General features: G+C 55.7%; 7 protein-coding genes and 1 tRNA gene. 4 read left to right on the top strand and 4 right to left on the bottom strand.

Annotated features, from left to right (window positions below; genetic code table 11):
- Positions 1-395: 395 nt before the first annotated feature.
- The 3 genes from H8709_RS07260 to H8709_RS07250 form a co-directional block, all read right to left on the bottom strand.
- Positions 396-1,631, bottom strand: coding sequence for an O-antigen ligase family protein (locus H8709_RS07260; protein ID WP_262397717.1), 1,236 nt, complete (start codon positions 1,629-1,631; stop codon positions 396-398).
- 832 nt (positions 1,632-2,463) lie between these two features.
- Positions 2,464-2,949 (bottom strand): hypothetical protein, encoded by a 486-nt coding sequence (locus H8709_RS07255; protein ID WP_262397716.1) that lies wholly within the window; start codon positions 2,947-2,949, stop codon positions 2,464-2,466.
- An 80-nt stretch (positions 2,950-3,029) separates the two neighbouring features.
- Positions 3,030-3,106, bottom strand: a tRNA-Arg gene (locus H8709_RS07250).
- A 367-nt stretch (positions 3,107-3,473) separates the two neighbouring features.
- Here H8709_RS07250 and H8709_RS07245 point away from each other — a divergent pair.
- A complete protein-coding gene (locus tag H8709_RS07245) occupies positions 3,474-3,929 on the top strand; it encodes a bis(5'-nucleosyl)-tetraphosphatase (protein ID WP_262397715.1) in 456 nt (151 codons plus the stop codon).
- Between the two features lie 91 nt (positions 3,930-4,020).
- Entirely contained in the window at positions 4,021-5,340 is a 1,320-nt protein-coding gene (locus H8709_RS07240) for a TrkH family potassium uptake protein (RefSeq protein WP_262397714.1), read from the top strand.
- A 154-nt stretch (positions 5,341-5,494) separates the two neighbouring features.
- On the opposite strand, the gene H8709_RS07235 is transcribed toward H8709_RS07240, so the two are convergent.
- Positions 5,495-5,746, bottom strand: coding sequence for an AbrB/MazE/SpoVT family DNA-binding domain-containing protein (locus H8709_RS07235; RefSeq protein WP_262397713.1), 252 nt, complete (start codon positions 5,744-5,746; stop codon positions 5,495-5,497).
- An 856-nt stretch (positions 5,747-6,602) separates the two neighbouring features.
- Between H8709_RS07235 and H8709_RS07230 the strand changes: the two genes are divergently transcribed.
- Both H8709_RS07230 and H8709_RS07225 read left to right on the top strand, forming a co-directional pair.
- A complete protein-coding gene (locus tag H8709_RS07230) occupies positions 6,603-11,612 on the top strand; it encodes a GH32 C-terminal domain-containing protein (RefSeq protein WP_262397712.1) in 5,010 nt (1,669 codons plus the stop codon).
- Positions 11,613-12,502: 890 nt separating this feature from the next.
- Positions 12,503-19,414, top strand: a complete 6,912-nt coding sequence (locus H8709_RS07225) for a polysaccharide lyase family 8 super-sandwich domain-containing protein (protein WP_262397711.1) — start codon at positions 12,503-12,505, stop codon at positions 19,412-19,414.
- Positions 19,415-19,850 lie beyond the last annotated feature (436 nt).

Genomic DNA, 19,850 nt, shown 5'->3' with positions numbered 1-19,850 from the left:
TAACAATTTGGTTAGAAAAGAGGAAATACCATACGGTTTTGTGAAAATATTAAACGGCTTGTCCAAAAAAGCTGTCTGCCGCCCTTCAGACATAAAAAAGCCCGGCGTTCCATTTCTGAAACGTCGGGCCCACCTGCCGGTGGAGGAAACCGCGCTTTGACGCATTAGGAAGCCTGGTCGCTGTGGCGCGGGGCTTTGTTAGATTAGGCTGCGGGCGCGTCGGGTCCGCCTGCCGGTGGAGGAAACCGCGCTTTGACGCATTAGGAAGCCTAGGCGCTGTGGCGCGAGGCTTTGTTAGACTAGGCCGCGGGTGCGTCGGGCCCACCTGCCGGTGGAGGAAACCGCGCTTTGACACATTAGGAAGCCTAGGCGCTGTGGCGCGAGGCTTTGTTAGACTAGGCCGCGGGTGCGTCGGGCCCGCGGCTGGGCCCAGGGAGGAGCCCCTTTTCCCTGGTAACCAGGTTCCATTCCAGGGCCATGAGGGTAAAGAATATCCAAAAATACTTGTCGTAAATATAGGTGTATCGCCCGGAAATGAGGGCATTGATAAGAAGGATACCCAGAGCGGCCCCGTAGATCAAGGAGCGGCTGGTCTTATGGCGGAGCATGCGCAAAAGGATCCAGCCGATGGAAACCCAAACAGCCAGGGATGCCGCCAATTTGAGGATGCCGCCGCTGAGGAAATCGGAGAGTAGGAAATTGTGGGGAGTCATCCAGTACTGAGGCTTGGGTTGATAGGCGGCATACAGCTCGTTGAGCCGCTCGTTGGTACGGATATCATAGAGATGGGCCTCATAGGAGGTCCCCTTCCCGACGATCATTTCTACCGGCGAATAGGAGGCCGCCTCGTCCAAAGCCAGGCTCCAGATGGCGTACCGCTTGGAGAAAATACCTTCCCCGCCCATGCTGTCGATGATGGTGTCGATACTGTTTTCCTCCATGGCGTCCCCGTTTTGAGCTACGTAGGCGTCGTACTTGTCGCCGGAGAGATCTTCGAACCCTTTTAATATAGAAGCGTTAAAGGAAAAGACGATCACGGAAACGAGCCCCATTGCCACCGCGTTTTGCAAGATTTTTTTGGTGCTGCGCTCCCGGACGGCGGTGCGGATGAGCTGATAGCAAACGATGATAAAGATGGCCGGAATCAGGGTGGCATAGGTCCTCCGAGAGCCGCATAAGTTGAGGACAGTGTAGTCGATGAGGGACACCCCGAAGATGGCCGCGTATTTTTTCAGCAGGGGGAGCTTGGAATTGAGCAGCAAAATAAGCAGCATCAAAAAGCCGGTGAATATGACGCTGGCAAACCGGTTATAGTCGGTGAGCATGGAAAGCCGCCGGTAATACGGGATAGGCAGTATTTCCACCACAAAGTAGTTAAACAGGGTAAACAGGGCCAAAAAAGTGCCGACGCAACCGATGTTGAGCAGGATGCGGTCAATTTTGGCGCGGCTGTCGCAGTAGTAGACGAGCAACACCGCAAAAACCGCCATGGGGATGACGACCGCATATTTGGTCAGCGCAATTGACTTGGCCGGGGAGTAAAGGATGCCGATTAGGTCTAAAAGGATATAAAGCCCCAAGAAGAGGATCGGCCACCGGCAGGGCCGCAGCTGCCGGAACAGCTTCCTCATTCGCTCTTTGGCCGCAGTCCAGCCGTCTTGCAGCAATAAAAAAAGAAATAGGGCGGTCGTGATGACAAAGGGCGCCTTAAATACCGAAAATGGCAGGCGCATCCCCACCTCCAACAGCATAAAAAAGAGGGTGAGATGCAAAAAGAAACCGAAGAAAAAGGGAAGGTCCCAGGACCTTGCCCGCATTTTTTGAAGTGAAATCATAATTCCCCCATTCTCCAAAATTCATGGGAAAGATATAAGAATAGTGTGCATACATTTTTTAATTTAATCCACAGATAGAAAGCAGGCATGACGAAAAAGTGAACCCTTTGTTAAGAACATCTTTCAAAATTCGAAAGGATGTACAAAGCAAAGGTTATTGTAAGGCATGGCGGGGACTTTGTCAAATCCTAGACAAGCAAAAAAAGCCCCGCAGAGGAAAGGATGGGCTACCGGACCGCGGCTTTGCGTGTGTGACGCGCAATGGACGAAAGCGGACCGGGCGTGCCGCAAAAGAAATGGCAGGGCTTTTTTGAGAAAAGCCTGGGATGGGAGGCCCTTTTTTATAAGGATACGGCGGACAATCTTTACCGGCGTCTATTATAAGAAAGCCGCCGCAAGTTTCGAAAGGAGCGGGATGGGCGAGTCTATTTGCGCGAACAGATACGGCATGCGCGCGGGCGCGGCACGCGACCTGGGAGCGGCGGCACGCCTGGGAAGCGCCGGTAAAAGAGTGATCCGCTCCAAACGCGGGCGCGAAGACGAAAGGCACCTCGCAAAACGAGGTGCCTGCCTTGGGTGCGGCAACTTGCCGCTGGGAAGCGTTGGTATAAAGGATACAACCAATTTGTTACTCCTGCACGGGTCTTATACCGAATCTTTGCTCGCAGATTGCTCTTAATGAAAAGACCAGCACTTCAATAAAATCAATATTATAAGCTTTCATTTCCTTTTTATCTTTAGGCTCGTAAAAATAACGAAATTCTTCAAAAGATCTGTCTATAGTTTTAAAATAAGGAATAAATTGGTCAGAATTAATTGTTGTTTCCTTTTTCAATTTAAAACACTCAATGACTATCGTTTCTATTTCATATGCAATAGAAGGATCTAATTTACAAAATAAATCATGATAAAGCTTATGCCCACGGGGAGGATCTATCAATAAAGACTTAAGAAATAGTTCACATGCAAATGCCCCATTTACTATTGCTGGAACCACTAATGCAAATTCTTCATAGTTTCCGGTTATCCGCGCTGACATATGTTTATGAAGTAAAAAATGAAAAGCATTAGAAAACATTAATGCCGAATCGTATGCCGAAAGGTACTTATCCATCACACCACCCTAAATTAAGAATAACACAAATCAAAATAAAGAAACCAACCTTGTTTTACACAAAATCGGTTTCTTGGACATGGCGCGCTTGAAGGGATTCGAACCCCCGGCTTCTTCCTTAGGAGGGAAGCACTCTATCCAGCTGAGTTACAAGCGCGGATATGGCTTTGCTCCGCCGATTTTCGCAGGCGGAGAGAGGATTTTGTTACCCATTCATACTACAACAAAACCGCCCTCGTGTCAATCATTGCCCGAGCGCGGTGGGCGGGGCGAAGGGTTTGAGCGCCCTTTGGAGTGGGGCGGAAATCCCGGGATATAATAAAAGAAGAAAAGAGCGGGACAAATCAGGGCAAAAAGAGAAAATGCGCTTTGCTTTCCCTGTAAAAAGTGTTATATTAATTACTGTGTAAAGACAGGGGGAAAATGGGCGGCGCTTTAATGAAAACACATGGGCCCCCCTCCCCTGATTGCGGCGCAGTAACGGCCGCCGCGCTTTGAAAAGTCATAGAAAGGAAGGAAAGCGTGTGAAACGAGAGAAATCATGCGGAGCGCTGGTTTACCGGCTCCTTGACGATAACAAGACACAGCTGCTCCTGCTCAAACACCGCTACGGCGGCCATTGGTCCTTTCCCAAGGGCCATGTGGAGCGGGGGGAAAACGAGGTCCAGACAGCCTTGCGCGAAATTAAGGAAGAGACCGGCCTGACCGTGGATTTACAAAATGGGTTTCGGGAATGCGTCTCCTATTCCCCCAAGCCCAATGTGAAAAAACAGGTGGTCTATTTCTTAGGCTATGCCGAGGACGACGAGGTCCACAAACAGGAGGAGGAAGTCAGCGAAATCCGTTGGGTGGATATCGAAGAAGCCCCCAGCCTGGTCACCTTCAAAAACGATAAAAACCTGATCAGCAAAGCCACTCGGTTCCTTTATGAGGGGCATGGCGCTGATACCGAGACGGCCCCCTCGGAGAAAGAGGCCTAAACGCCCATCCATCTCAAGGAAGGAAGTGCTCCCCATCGTGAACACTACCGCCGCGAAAAAGCGTGCGAGTTTCTTTTCCAGCCCTACCCGCGTGATCTGCGGCAGTTTCTTTCTGGTGATCACCATCGGCACCATCCTGCTGATGATGCCCTTTGCCACCCGGGCCATGGTGGCCACCCCGCTGCATGACGCGCTGTTCACCGCCACTTCGGCCACCTGTGTGACGGGGCTGATTGTCTACGATACCTATACCTATTGGTCCACCTTCGGCCAGCTGGTCATCTTGACCCTCATCCAGATCGGCGGCCTGGGACTGGTCACCATCACCACCTTTTTTAACATCGCCCTGGGACGGAAATTGGGGCTCAGGGGCCTACAACTGGCCCAGGAGTCCATCAATGTGGGCAGTATCATCGACGTCACCCGCCTGACCAAAATGGTCATGGCGGTCTCCTTTTCGGTGGAGGCGGTGGGCGCCCTGATCCTGGCCACCCAATTTGTGCCCAAATTCGGCGGGGACGGCATCTTCCTCTCCATCTTCCTCGCTATTTCCGCCTTTTGCAACGCGGGATTCGACCTTTTGGGCCGGGAGTCCCCCTTTGTCAGCCTGATGAACTATAACGGGGAGCCGGTGGTCCTCTACACCATCGCGGCCCTCATCATCATCGGCGGCCTGGGATTCGTGGTCATCCACGACCTGTATAACTACCGCAAGACCAAAAAGCTGATGCTTCACACCAAGATGGTACTGGTCATTACCGGCATTCTGATTTTGGTCGGGGCCCTGTTCTTCCTGCTCTTAGAATGGAATAACCCCCAGACCATGGGGCATTTGAGCGTTGGGGAGAAGCTGAACGCTTCCATTTTCCAGTCGGTGACCACCCGCACCGCCGGTTTTAATTCGGTGGATATGGGCGGCATGCACGGGCTGACCAAGGCCATCGCCATTGTGCTCATGTTTATCGGCGCCGCCCCCGGCTCCACCGGCGGCGGCATCAAGGTGACCACCGCCGCCGTCATCCTCATGCTGGTGGTCAGCGTCGTCCGCGGGCGGGAGGACGCGGTTATGTTCCACCGCAAGATCGCCCAGCGCTCGGTCTATAAGGCCGTTTCCGTGGTGGTTCTGGCGGTTCTGGCGGTGTGTATCTCCAGCATCATCCTTTACAGCGACGCGGGCACCGCTCCGGTGGCGGGCATCGACGCCATCTTCGAGTCGGTATCCGCTTTCGCCACCGTTGGCCTCTCCACCGGCGTTACCGGAGTGGCCACTGTCATTGGCAAGCTGGTGCTCACCTTCACCATGTTCTTAGGCCGGGTGGGCCCGGTGTCCTTTGCCCTGTCGGTAGCTGCCAGAGCGGCGGCCAGGAACAAAAAAGAGATCATTCCCGAAGCCAAAATCATGGTGGGATAGCCTTTGTTTATAAATGAAAACCCCCGGCCGCTTGAGCGGCCGGGGGTTTTTTACATCGTTCATGGTAAGAGAGGACCCCGGTAAAGCGCCCGTAGAATGGAAGTGATGGTGGGCGCCCGTCCTGCCGGGGGGAGATTCACCAATGCGGAAAGGCCTAGACTTTAGCCGCCTGGGTGATTTCCTGGAAACAGTCCTCGCACAGACGGTAGCGCCCCCGAAGGAAAACGCCCTCGCTTTTGCCGCACAGGGTGCAGACCGACTCCGGGGCCTTGCGCAACAGGATAACGTCGTCTTGTACCGTGATTTCCAGCACCTGGTCCTTCCCAAACCCCAAATGTCTCCGGACGTCCATGGGGAGTACAATGCGGCCCAGCTCATCCACTTTCCGATTGAATTTTAGTTTCATCTCTCCACCTCCTAAGGTGATTATAGCCAGAAATGTAAAATATTTCAAGCAAAATATGAAAATTATGTCGTCCGGTCTCCAAAGAGGGCGACCGAGGGGGAAAAAAGATGCAAAACGGATGAAAAACATCGGATCAATCAGGGGAAGATGGGAAAAGGGCCGCCCTTTTGGGCAGGACGGGTTACAAGGGCTGGAGTGCTCCCAGCCCGCCCAAAAACGCCGCCTAGGAACTGTACCCTGATCGGGTCCGGGCTTTTGTCCGCCAGGCGCCAGGCCACCAGCGGACACGCGGGAGTTAAAGATTTTGGCCGATGAGAGGGAAAAAGGGTAAGAATTTATGACTTGTGGCGAAAAAAAGGGCATATTTTATGAGGCGCAGCCCTATTTATTCGATCAACAAAGGGCCTTTTTTGCGCGATTATTGCCCGGGAAAAAGTGCGGGGTAGAAAAAACGGCAGAGAATTTGGAGAAAAACCACAAACAACTTTAGCGTATGATAAATTGTCATGTTCATTTACAATTAGGACGATAGGAGTGCCTTCCCCCCGTTTATGCAAATAGGGCAAAAATGAGGGGGATAAGTTTGGCATTTTGCCCTATGAATTGTAATGACATTGCATTGATGTACAAACAACTGAACACAAATATGTGGATTTCAGACGAAGAAAACGATTTTAATTGTAGGATGTTGCGTACTTGTTACGAAAATGTTATGATATCAGTAAGTCGCTTGCCACTATTCGACAGACCTGGTTTGACATCAAAAGGGCCAAAGGGGGACGTCGAAAAGGACCAAGCTATTTACTTTTCCTGGGGCGGCACCCCTGGGCAATGAAGTTGAGGAGGAAACACAAGAATGAAAAACGGTACGAAAGTACGCAGAAGCGCAAAGCGCGGCTTCTCGCTGCTCTTCGCCCTGATGGTGGCGTTTTCCAGCGTCATCCCGGGCGGACTGCTGACAGCCAGCGCGGCGGCCGGGGGACTTGACAATCTCCACGGCGACCATGTGACCACCGAGGTCACCGGCTATGAGGTAGGAAACACCGGCGGCAACAGCCACGCCCTGTCTTCCACCAGCCTTACTGCTTTTACTTATGAAGCTGACATTAAATATGTCGAAGGTAACAAGGCTACTCTGATCTTCGGCTCCGGTACCAGCGATTATACGCAGCTGGGTCAGAGCGCAGAGAAAACTTTCTTTGGCCTGGAATTCACCAAAGACGAGGCCAACAAGCAAATTAAGCTGAAAATGTTTGAGGACGGCGCAGGCGGTCTGGGTGACAATATCATCCAGGACGGGACTGTGGGCGCTTCCGATGTTGACTTCAGCAAAAACATCCATGTCAAAATCGCGGTGGACGCTGACAACAAGCTGTCCATCGAGATCGGCGGCAAACCCGTCTCTTTTGAACTGAAGAAAGATTTCGCAGGCAACTACGAGGGCGGTTACCTCGGTATGCTGACCTGGATAAGCACAGCGGTCTTCTCCAACATCAAAGTGACGGACGATACCACGGGTAGTGAAGTTGCGCTGCAGACCGTATCTGGCGCCAAGCTGACCCCTCTGGTCACCAGTGAGCTGGCAAAATTGGGCGGGAACAACCTCGCTGTTTCCGACACCAAGACGGCCTACTTTGAGTATGAGACGAACATCCTCTATAAAGAGGGCAACAAAGCCACCCTCATGTTCGGTGCGGAGAGCAATGTGCCTTCCGAGCTGGGCAATCAGCAAGGCGCCACCAAAAAGTTCTTTGCTGTGGAGTTGGAGAGAGATGGCGACGCGGCCAACGCGACGCTCAAAGCCAAGATGTTCCAGGACGGCCCTGGCGCCATCGGCGTGTTCCTCGACAGCACGGAGATTGCCACCGGCTTGGACACCACCCAGCCTGTCAATTTCAAGGTGGTTGTCAATGCCGACAAAAATATCGAGCTCTATGTCGGCGGTAAAAAAGCTGACTTGGGCGATATTAGCGCAGCCATGGGAAAATTCCAGAAAGCCTATGCCGGCGGTTATCTGGGCTTAGTCACCTATGAGACCAACGCCATCTTCTCTGACATCAAAGTCGTCAACAACGGCACTGAGGTCACCGACGGCTTCCGTACCAACCTGCCTAATCTGAAATTTGTCAACGGCACCTGGAACCGGACCGACGACGGCCTGTATTCCAACGGCAACGACATCTTCGCCATGAGCGATGTCAAGGTGAAGAACTTCTCCCTGGAAGCCACCGCCACCATCGAAGGCAACGCGGCGGCCGGCCTGGTCTTCCGTGCGGGAAGCATCGACAACCCCAAAGACCCGGGCACCTATATCGCCAACCTCCATGTGGAGAGAGGCACCGCCCGGATGTTCACCTTTGGCCAGGGCGGCGGCGATATCAGCAATGAACATCGCATCGATAAAGCCCAAAAGACCTACAAATTGAAACTGGTTGTCGTGGACAACAAAATCAACTACTATGTGGACGACGTTCTGGCCTGCGCGGTCACCAACGACAAGTTCCCGGATGCCGGTTACCTGGGTCTGATGACCTTTGGCGGCGCCGTGACCTATCAGGATGTTAATTATACTGAACTCAACGCCGGCGAAGTCCCGGCTCTGACCGGCCTGGAGGTCGAGGGCGGCACATTGGGCCTCTCCCCCGACTTTGACCCGGATGTCCTCAATTACTCTGTCTTCGCGGGCACTGCGGACAGCGTGAAAGTAATTCCTACTGCGGCCGACGGCACCACCCTGACCATTGGCGCTAGCGGCGCCAGCGGCGTAGTGCTTGAAGACACTGCTATCAACAGCGGTGAAGGCAAAGAAATCACCCTGCCGGTGGGTGAGACCACCATCAATATCAAAGCAACCAAGGGCAATTTGACCATGGGCACCGTCATCAAGGTGACCAAAAAGGCAAGCGCCGAGTTCATGGCGGCGGAGCCCTATCGTCCTCAGTTCCACTTCTCCCCGGAAATCAACTTTATGAACGACCCCAACGGCTTGGTCTTTGACCCGAGCAACGATACTTGGCACATGTACTTCCAGTACAGCCCGCAGGTAGGTCATATGGGCAGCCAGACTTGGGGCCATGCCCAGTCCAAGGACCTCGTGACTTGGGAAGAGATGCCGGTGGCCATCCCCATGGATGAGCTGGGCGCCATCTTCTCCGGTTCCGCGGTGGTGGATGAAAATAACACCTCCGGTTTCTTTACCGACAACAAAGATGGAGAGTCCAAACTGGTCGCCATCTTCACTCACGCGGGTGGCCGCGGTCAGGTTCAGTCCATCGCCTATTCCAAAGACCACGGCGTGACTTGGACCAAGTATGCAGGCAATCCGGTGCTTGACGAGAGCGACAGAAACTACGGCGGCGACTTCCGCGACCCGAAGGTTTGGTGGCAGGAAGACGCTGACGAGCCCGCAGGCGGCCTCTGGCTGATGGTCGTTGCCGGTGGACGGGGACAGCTGTTCTCCTCCCACGATCTGAAAAACTGGGAGTTCGAGCAGGCCTTCTTCCATGACGGCGGCAATGGCAATGAGCTGCACTCCGAGTGTCCCGCCCTCTTCCCCGTGAAGGTGGAAGGCACCAACGATACCAAATGGCTCTATGTAGCTTCCAGTGACTGGTACGCAGTCGGCGACCTGGTCAAACAGGCCGACGGTTGGCGCTTTGTCAACGTAACCAATTCTATCGGCTCCGCTAACGGCGGCGCTTCCAAGATGTATGCTGGACAGTTCTTCTATAACGACGGCGCCGGTCTGGACCGCAAACTGATGGTTCACTGGCTCCAGGATTATTCCGCACCCGGCACCTTCCCGGATAAACGCTGGAACGGCGTGCAGTCCATCCCCCGCACCACCGGGCTTAAAATGATCGACGGCACCTACCATATGACTGCCTATCCGGCAAAGGAAATTGATACTTACCGCGACGAGGTGATCTTCACTACCAAGAACAACAAGGTGGATGAGAACACCCCGAATATCCTGGCGGGCGCGGCCGGCCAGTATTACGACATCGAGGCTGTCTTCACTCCGGGCACTGCCAAGGAGTTCGGCTTCAAGCTCCGCACCGGCAACGGTCAGGAGACCATCGTCAAATACAACACGGAGACCGAGAAACTGATTTTCGACAAGAGCAAATCCGGTCCTGTTTACACCGAGTACTTTGATTGGACCCTCCATCCCATGGAGGACGGCAAGATCCAGCTGAGAATTCTGGTGGACAACTCTGTCTTTGAGATCTTCGGCAACTATGGCGACGCCGACATTGCCGACCTGTGCTTCCCGGATCCGGACAGCATCGGTATGGAGTTCTTTGCCGACGGCGGCGATGTCACCATCGACGAGATGAACATCTGGCAGATGAAATCCATGTTCACCGGTTCATCCGCGGGCGGCACCGATCCTGTCTTCCTGTCCCTGTCCGCGCCTGACATCGTGGACCCGGGTGCAGAGTTCACCGTGCGCGCCAGCGTACTGCCCGTCTCCGCCACCGACAAGACCGTCTCCTGGGAGATCCCCGAGGGCCTGACCGTTGTGGAGAAGACCGATACTTACCTGGTGCTCAAAGCGGATGCTGAGGGCGAGTACACTGTCAAAGCCACCAGCACGACGGGCGGTCTGGAAAAAGAGATCACCGTCAAGGTGCAAAAACGTGTCTTTAACACCAACGTTTCTGGCTGGGTAGTCAAGGGCGGCACCTGGGTCAAGACGGGAGAGGGTATGGAAGGCAAGAATGCCGGCACTGGCGACTGCTTCTACCTGTCCGAGAACATTCTGCCCAATACCCCCTTCTCCCTGGAAGCTGATGTCAAAACCATTTCCGGACAGGCGTCCTCCCTGGTCTTCGGTATCCAGGATTGGAACAATCCGGGTGCAACTTGGTACTGCTTCAATGTTGAAAACAACTCCGGTAAGTTCTTTAAGAACGTGAACGGCGCGGAGGTCATCAAGAAGACCTACAACCTGACCGACGATCAGAAGAAAAACCGCACCTTCAAGATGAAGGTCGTCTATGACGGCGCTGAGTTTGTCGCTTACCTGGACGGCGTGGAAGTCGCCAGATTCGACGATACCCAGTATAACGGCGGCTACATGGGTCTTTTGACCTATCATTCCGACACCCTCTTCAACAACGTGTACCTGACCCTAGAGGGCGAGGAGATTGTCGCTGTCGATCCCATCGCCGACATCGAAGTCCAGCTGGGAAGCGAGACCACCATGGACGATATCATCGCAAAACTCCCGGCAGAGGTCACTGTTGAGATGACTTCCGGCGCGAAAGTGTTAGCCAATGTCACCAACTGGGATACCTCCAAGGTGGACCTGACCAAGGCTGGCACCTACGAGATCACCGGCACTGTTGAGGGCACCGAGATTCCGGCTGTCATCAAAGTGGTCGTCAAAGCAGAGGCAGTGTTTGAATCCCTGACCCCGGCGGAACTGAATGTCACCGCCAAGGCTGGCTCCACTGCTGAGGAAGTCTTTGCGAAACTGAACAAAAACGTGGTTGCCAACTACTCCGATGGCAGCAAGGTCAACCTGGTCCTGGCGGATTGGGATACCACCAACGTCAACTTTAACGAGGCGGGCGTCTATGTTGCCACCGGTAAGCTGACTGTGGATGGCGAGCCCTTCGCGGAGACCATCAAGATCAACGTGACCATCACCAAGGAAAACGGCGGCACCGTCAAACCTGTCATTCCTGGCGGTAACGGCTCCGGCTCCGACTGGAAGTGGCCGGAAGGCAACGGTTCCGATTCCGACAACTCCGGCAAGAAGAACCCGAATTCCGGCGACAACGCCATGCTGCCCATCGCTCTGGCTGTTCTGGCAGCGAGCGCAGGCGCGGTTGTCCTGACCCGGAAAAAGAAATAATGCATCCATTGCTCCCGTTTTACCGCGGCGGAATGCACGGCGGCGCTCCCGCTGTGCGCCCCCGCCCGTGGTAAAAGCAGGAGGCAAGAGATAAAGAGAAGAAGAGAAAGAACGAAAAGGCTCCCGGCTTTGGCCGGGGGCCTTTTCTGTTGCCGGGAGATAGGAAAAGTTGTATGATCCAATTGAAATTGTAGGCCCTTTTTCCCCTGTTTTGTGACCGGTTGTGCAACAAACGCACAAAAGAACAGCCGTTTTTCTGGGCATGCCTATGATAATAAAAAACAAGAGTCGAAACGATTGCATAATTTTGGCAACAATGCTATGATGAGAACGATTTCTTTTTATTGCACTAACAAAACAATGCGCTAAGACAACGCTCCCCACTGCGGGGGCAAACCTCGGGCAAGCGCCGGTTTTCGCAGGGCAGGAAAGAAGGTTATGGTGGGCTTGCAAGCCCCGCCCTGGGTGGAAGATCACTTCCGGCCTTCCCTTTATCATGCGTACAAGAAAGTTTTTCTCACCGACTCATTCAATACAAGCAAACGGCCCGCCGTCAACACCGGCGGGCCGTTTGCTTTTCTTTTATATGGGCCCCGTCCGGAGTTGAAAAAGCGGCATGGCAAGGCCGTTTGTGCGCATTCGCTAGGCAGAATGGATAAGAGGACGCCCCCCTTTTTGTAGGGAAAATAGAAATCGTAAATAATTCTGATTAATTGATTGACATGCCAATTCCCGGGGTGTTATGATTACGTTACTGGAAAAAATGGGGGAAAAATTTCTGCCCATTGAAAAAAATGTAGGGAAAACCACCGAAAGATGGGCAATCCTTTGGGAATTGGCACTTTCGGGGGACGTGAGAGAAGCAAGCAGTGAGTAAACAGGAGGACATTATGAAAACAACAGGACGAATGAAACGAAGCCTGGCATTTCTCTTATGCCTGGCGATGCTCGTCACCACCCTGCTCAGCGGCCTGACGGTCTACGCGGCAGAGGGGACCCCTGACGACTTCGCCGCCATGCGTCAGAAATTTTATGACATGGCTGTGGGCGGAAGCTACGACCCCGATGACGCGAGGGTCCAGCCCATGCTCCATTCCATCAATTCCACCGCCCAGCATTACTGGGACAAGATGAACAAAAATCCCGTTTCCAACGCCGTCAACGGCAGCTACCGGGATGCAAACGACCAATTGATGGAGAATTTGGACTCCTCCCAGGACTACATCTTTGAGGAATATCCCCTGGGACGCCGCCGTCCTTCCTCCACGGTCTACATGAACGCAAACTCTATCCATTTCACCTTCCAGTATATCCGCGCCATGGCCTTGGCCTATGAGACCAAGGGGTGCGATCTCTACCACAACCAAGAGATGCTCTCGGACATCAAGAATGCGGTGAAGTTTGTCTATGACAACCATTTCCACCCCGGCATGGACCGGTACGGCAACTGGTTTTCTTGGCAGATCGGCGCCCCCATCTATCTGGGCGAGACGCTGCTGCTGCTCTACGATGAGTTTACCGCCCAAGAGATCCAGGACTACGCCAACGCTATGATCAGCTTCCTGGGCACCACCACCATGACCGGCGCCAACGCCACTTGGACCGAGCGGGTGCGGATGTACACCGGCATCCTCCTCGAGGACTCCAAATGGCTGGACTTTGTCCAGAGCAAGATGCCCGGTATGCTCACCTATACCACCAAAGGCGACGGTTATTACACCGACGGCACCTTTGTCCAGCACGACAAGATCACCTATAACGGCGGCTACGGCCTCATGTGCCTGACCGATTCCGCCTATATCCTCTACATGCTCTCCGACTCCCCCTGGGCCCTGAGCGATGACAGCGCCAACATCATCTATCAGTGGGTGTATGACACCTATGAGCCCTTTGTCTATAACGGCCTTGCCATGGACGTCTTCCGCGGCCGTGAGATCACCCGCTACGACACCACCCAGCCCCGCGGCGGCCTCGTCATCACCAACGCCATGCTCATGCTGGCGCAGTCCGCCCCGGCGGATGTGGCGGGCCAGTTTAAGGGCGTCATCAAGCAGTGGTATTCTAACGACTTCATGATCGATGAGCTCAACAACAGCGCGGACACCCCCTGGTTTAAGTTCCCGCTGGATACCGTGGTCAAGGTAAACGAAATCCTGGACGACGCGAGTATCGCGCCCATCTCTCTTGCCGGCAACAACTACCAGATGAGCGCCGGCGCTCGGACCATTCACTGGGCCGACGACTGGACCTATGCCATCTCCATGACCTCCCGGCGCATCGCCAACTGTGAAATCGGCGACTCCAACGCCAAGGGCTGGTACACCGGCTTTGGCATGACCTATCTATACAACAATGACTTAGAGCGCTACGAAGGGGTGCAGAAGGCCACCATTGACTGGCTCCGCCTCCCCGGCACCACCTCCTACCGCAAGGCCATCAACTCCGGCCAGCTCAACGAGAAGAGCTTTGTAGGCGGCGCCACCGACGGCACCTACGGCGTCACCGGCATGGACCTCGCCATGGGCAAATATAAGATCGCCATGAAAAAATCGTGGTTTATGTTCGACGACGAAGTCGTGGCCTTGGGCTCGGGGATCAGCGGCAACGACGTGATGGAAACCACCTTTGAAAACTATATGCTGGAAGAAGGCAACCGCACCTACGCGGTGGACGGCCAGCAGAAAACCATGGCTATGGACGGCCAGACCCTCACCTACCCCGGCGCCACCACCTTCCATATGCAGGGCAACGTGCCGAATTCCGATATCGGCTTCTATTTCCCCGAGGGGACCGACCTCAACATCACCAGCGAGCACCGCTCCGGCAAATGGACCGATTTGGGCGAATATAACACCGACCCCACGGTGGTGTCGGCCGATTATTTCACCGCCTGGCAGAGCCACGGCGCGAACCCCACCGATGCCGGTTATTCCTATGTGATGCTCCCGGGCAAGTCCGACGCGGAGACCGCCTCCTATGCGTCCTCCAGCGACATCGAGATCCTGCAACGGGACGAAAAGGCCCACGCGGTCTATGAAAAGACCCTGGGTACCCTGGGCGTCAACTTCTGGCAGAATGACGGCGGCATCCTGGATGTAAACGGCGTCAAAAACTATGTTTCCTCCGACAGCGCGGCCAGCATCATGGTCAGCGAAAACGACAATGTGATGGACGTCTCCATCTCCGACGCCACCCAGGAAAATAAGGGCGCCATCACCGTGGAAATCAACCGCGCGGCCAAGGGCGTTCTGGAAATGGACGAGGGCGTGGAGCTTGTCCAGTCCTCCCCCAGCATCAAGCTCAAGGTAAACGTCAAAAACTCCGCGGGCAAGAGCTTCCATGTCAAACTCTCCTATGACGAAGTGGCCCTCCAGCCCACCGAGATCCTCTCCACCGAGATGGTGGACGACGCGCTGGTCGTCACCCTCAAGGCGGTTCCCAACGCTGAGAGCTACGACGTGAAGTTCGGCACCGAGAGCGGCGTCTACACTAGTACCCTGGGCACCAAAGACACCACTCTGAGCATCTACGGCCTGACCCCGGGCGAGACTTACTACCTGGCGGCTCTGGCCAAGAACGCGGACGGGGAAAGCGCCTTAAGCGAGGAAGTTTCCATCACCCTCCCCGCCACCACCGCTTTCTTCGACGAGTTTGAAAACTACGACAAGATGCTTTCCTATACCTCCGGCTGGCTCTTTGACGCCGGCGACCCCGGCAAGTATGCCGGCGACGCCACCCGTCTCAAACGGGCGGCGCAGACCAAGGAGTCCTTTAGCTACCTGCTGCCCGGTCTTCAGGGCTTCCAACTGGAAGTTTACGGATACAGGAAGTCCATCGGCGTCATCAAACTCTACACCTCCGCCGACGGCGAAACCTGGACCGAGCAGGCCTACAAGACCTTGGGCATCGTCCCCAGCGACGGTGAGTGGTACAGGGAGGTCCTCTCCCCCGACGGCGCGGTCAACGCGGGGGCCAACTACTTCAAAGTGGAGCTCCAAAGCCATCCCGAGAAAGTGTGGGCGCCCCAGTTTACCAAGTTTAACGCCACCATGAAAAACTCCAGCGACCAAAAGACCGTCAAGGACCCGCTCTTAAACGACAGCAAAATCTACGAAACCAGCGGCGTGACGTTTGAAACCAATGACGACCCCAGCCTCTACGGCGGGGACACCGACGTGGTCAAGGCTACCGCCGGCGGCAGTATGCTTTACAGCTACACCAATCTCCAAGGCGGCAAAATCGTCACCTATGAGAGCGGCACACCCGCGCTTCGCATTCAAAGGGGCGAGTCAAAAGACATGTTGGAAGCGGTGGCCCCGCAAGTTACCGAAGAGGACGTGGGCGGCGGTGTGAAGAAGGTCACCTATGACTTTTCCGGGCTGCCCGGCGGCACCGACTATTTGTGCTTCCTGTTCGATGAGAATATGGTTGTGTCCGACGTCTCCTTCACCTATAAGCCAGACAACAGCCCCATCAGCCACATCCGCTTCGCTGACAGCGCCCTGGACGGCGTCATCAGCTACGACGCGACACCCCTTATCAAAAAAGCGCCGGCCAACGGCATCAGCGAGATCCTCTATTCCACCAGCGACCCCAACGTGGCCAAGTACATGGACGGCACCCTCCAGTTTGTGGGCACCGGTACGGCGGTAGCCAAGGCGCAAATCGCCGACACCGGCAGCACGGCGGAACTGCCGCTTGAGGTCTACAAGAACCTCTGTCTCAAAAAACCGGTGGACGTCAGCAGCGTCAACACCGTTTATGCCAAAGAAAAGGCGGTGGACGGCGACATGATCGTCTCCCGCTGGCAGTCAAATACCGATGGCCAGGAGTGGATCCAAGTGGATATGGGCCCCGGCGCCACCTTTGACGCCGTGGACATCCAGTGGTATTCCAACGGCGCCGACTACAATATCCAGACATCCGACGACGGTTCCAATTGGACCACCATCAAGGAGGTCACCGGGCAAAAGAGCGGCGGCTATGTCCGCTTCGACTTCGATACCCCCCAGACCGCCCGCTATCTGAAGGTGCAGGGCGTCACCGAGAACCAGTATTCCCTCTTTGAACTGCGGGCCCTCTCCAAGACCTCCAACGGTTCCTCCCAGGAGGTGACCAACCTGGCCATCGGCAAGAAGGCCACCGTCAGCGCCAGCGACCCCAACGACTCTTCCCTGACCCCGGCAAAGGCCATCGACGGCGATGAAGGTACCCGCTGGGCTTCGGGACGCGACAACAACCAGTGGTTCACTGTGGACCTGGGCGGCGTCTGCCAGGTGGAAGCCATCAACATCCTCTGGGAGGGTGCGGCAGGCAAGGAATACAAAGTCCAGATTTCCGACGACAATCAAAACTGGACCGACATGGTCCACGAAACCGCCAACAAAGGCGCGGGCTGGAAGAGATACAGCCTCTCCGAAATTTATACCGGGCGCTATGTGCGGATGCTGGGTATCAGCCGTGTCAATACCAAATACGGCTACTCCATGTACGAGTTTGAGATCATGGGCGTGGCTCTCTCCGAGAGCGAGCCGATGCCCATCACCGAAATCAGCCTCAACTACGCCGAGCTTGGCCTTCTCAAAGGCCAGTCCGCACAGCTGAACGCCAGCACCAAGCCCCTCTCCAACGCCGCCAGCGTGGCCTGGAAGACCTCCGACGTCTCGGTGGCCACCGTCAGCGACAAGGGAGAAGTCACCGCCCTGGGGGACAGCGGCACCGCCACCATCACCGCCTACTCGGTCCTCGACGAGAGCGTCAAAGCCGAGTGCGTGGTCACCATCACTCCCTACGCGGGCCTGCCCACCAAGGTCCAGTCCGTGAAAATTGACAACGCCCCCGCAGGCGTGCTCTATCTGGGAGAGACTTACGACCTGACCGCCACCGTGCTCCCCGAGAACGCCACCAACAAAAACGTCAACTGGGAGAGCGACGACCCCTCCGTCGCCGTTGTCAACGCCGCGGGACGGGTGACCATCCTGGGCGTGGGCAAAGCGAATATCACCGCCAAGAGCGTCTCCTCCGGTCTCTCCGACACCATCGAAATCCGCACTGAGGAGCGCACCTATGGCATGACGGTCAACCAGACAAGACCTGACGCCATGGCAGAGGCCTCCATTGTCACCGATCCCGCGGGACCGGTCAAGGCGGGCACCGCCGTCACCGTCAAGGTGTCCGGCATCGAGGAGGGCTATGTCTTACAGAGCCTCACGGCCTCCTATGGGGAGAACCAGACCGTGGTCGTGGCGGAGATCACCGAAAATGTCTCCGAGGGAGAACGTCACTTCCTCTTTAGCAGCCCCAAGGGCGACGTCAAAATCTCCGCCCTCTTTACCGCCGACAAGAGCGGCCTCACGGCGCTCATGGATGAAGCGGGCGCCAAGGTGGAAAGCGCTTACACCGCCGACTCCTGGAAGACCCTCGCCGACGCTATGGCGGCCGCGCGGGATGTCATCAGCGACGATGCCGCTTCCAAGGACGACGTGACCACCGCTGAAACTGATTTGCAGACGGCGCTGGACGGCCTCATCCTCAAAGAGGACCAGGAAGCCTATGACGCGCTGATGGAAGACGCGCAAAAGGCGCTCACTGACAACGCCGGCAACCTCTATGAGGAGGAAACCCCGGCGGATGAGCGGCCCGACGGCAGCTTTGGCAAGACGGAATACGAAGCGCTGGCGGCGGCCAAGGACGCGGCGGCGGCCGAGGCGCCCAGCAAGGACGTCATCGCGGCGCTCAAAGATGCACTGGAAGCCTTTAACGCCACCAAAGTGACCGTGGATGCGGCGAAGCTCACCGCTATCCTGGAAAGCGCGGCACAACTGAGTGAGTACGATTACACCCCCGACACCTGGAGCGCCCTTGCTACCGCGGTGACCGCGGCCGAGAAGCTCCTGGAAGACGGCGGCTATACCGAAAAGGCAGTGGAAGCGGCCTGGACCGCCATCAACGGCGCCAAAGCGGCGCTCCATCGCCAGTTCGCCATCACCGTGGACGAAAGCATGGCGCACGGCTCCATCGAGGCCGACGCCTATATCCCCCAGGGAGAAAACGCTGTCCTGACTGTGAAGGCCGACGAGGGTTACCGCCTCAAAACTCTCACCGTGGACGGTGTGGATGTCACCGGCGCGGTGGTGGACGGCAAGTTTACCGTCCAGAATGTCCAAAGCGAAGTAAAAGTCGAAGCGGTGTTTGAGAAATACCTCTCCGCCGTTGTCGACGGACGCCTCCTCGAAATGATTGGCGACAATCTGCCGGACGGCGCTACCCTGAAAGGCGAGAACCTGCCGGTTTCCGATGTGAAACTCAAAGGCTACGCCATCCAGCTGCTCACCGACATAGCGCTCAGTGACGCGGACGGCGCGGCGCTCCAGCCCACAGGTCTCGTCACACTGCGGATGGTCCTGCCCGAGGCGCTCTATGAAGCGGCCATGAACGGCGATTTGGAGGCCATCCTGATCGACGGCGATAACCAAGCGAAGCTGGAAAATGTCCAGTACCTGTTGGAGGGCGAGACCTGGGTCATCCAGGCGGAGACCGACAAGGTAGGCAAACTGGCGCTGGCTCTCAAAGCCGCCGATAAGCCCGATGATAAGCCGTTTATCCCCGGTGGAAACGGCTCCGGTTCCGATTGGCATTGGCCCGACGGTGACGCCTCCGGCGACACCACCACCAACGGCTCCGGCAATTCCGGCAAGGAGAATCCCGGTTCCGGCGACGGCAGCCAGATGCCCATCGCTCTGGCTCTGCTGGCGGCAAGCGCCGGTGTGGCAGTCCTTCTCAGCCGCAAAAAGAAATTCTAAAGGATCTTACTTTAACCTTCCCTCTTCATGAATGCAAAAGCCCCCTTTCGTAAGAAAGGGGGCTTTTGTTGTGGAAAGCGGGCCCCGTTCCTTTCATGGCCCGCTTTTAAAATAGGGAGGCGGATAGCGCGGCGCAAGACGTCTGAACGGGGCTGTATGGACATGAGGCCATCTCACGGGGGCATCAGAGGCCAGATTGCGACTTGCTGACCGCCCGTTGCCAGCTACTAGGTAGGGCCCCCTTGGCCGCTGAAAGAAGGGGATGCCGAGGGGATAGCCACTCCTTGGCACCCGGCAGAAGCGCGGCCGTCTCTCCCCAAGATTGCGCTGTGAATACGGACGTTGTAGACGCAGCGCGAGCGGGCACTGGGAGTGAGAGGGACGCTCCCCTACTCCAACTTGCGCCGTGAATACGGCCATTGTAGACGCAGCGCGA

This window comes from Zongyangia hominis (assembly GCF_014385095.1).
GTDB lineage: Bacteria > Bacillota > Clostridia > Oscillospirales > Ruminococcaceae > Zongyangia > Zongyangia hominis.
This window is presented reverse-complemented; position numbering and strand designations above follow the sequence as displayed.

Bases quoted from the DNA above. Each gene is read 5' to 3' on its own strand.
- H8709_RS07230 (WP_262397712.1), top strand. From the start codon at position 6,603: ATGAAAAACGGTACGAAAGTACGCAGAAGCGCAAAGCGCGGCTTCTCG.
- H8709_RS07255 (WP_262397716.1), bottom strand. From the start codon at position 2,949: ATGGATAAGTACCTTTCGGCATACGATTCGGCATTAATGTTTTCTAAT.
- H8709_RS07260 (WP_262397717.1), bottom strand. From the start codon at position 1,631: ATGAGGAAGCTGTTCCGGCAGCTGCGGCCCTGCCGGTGGCCGATCCTC.
- H8709_RS07235 (WP_262397713.1), bottom strand. From the start codon at position 5,746: ATGAAACTAAAATTCAATCGGAAAGTGGATGAGCTGGGCCGCATTGTA.
- H8709_RS07225 (WP_262397711.1), top strand. From the start codon at position 12,503: ATGAAAACAACAGGACGAATGAAACGAAGCCTGGCATTTCTCTTATGC.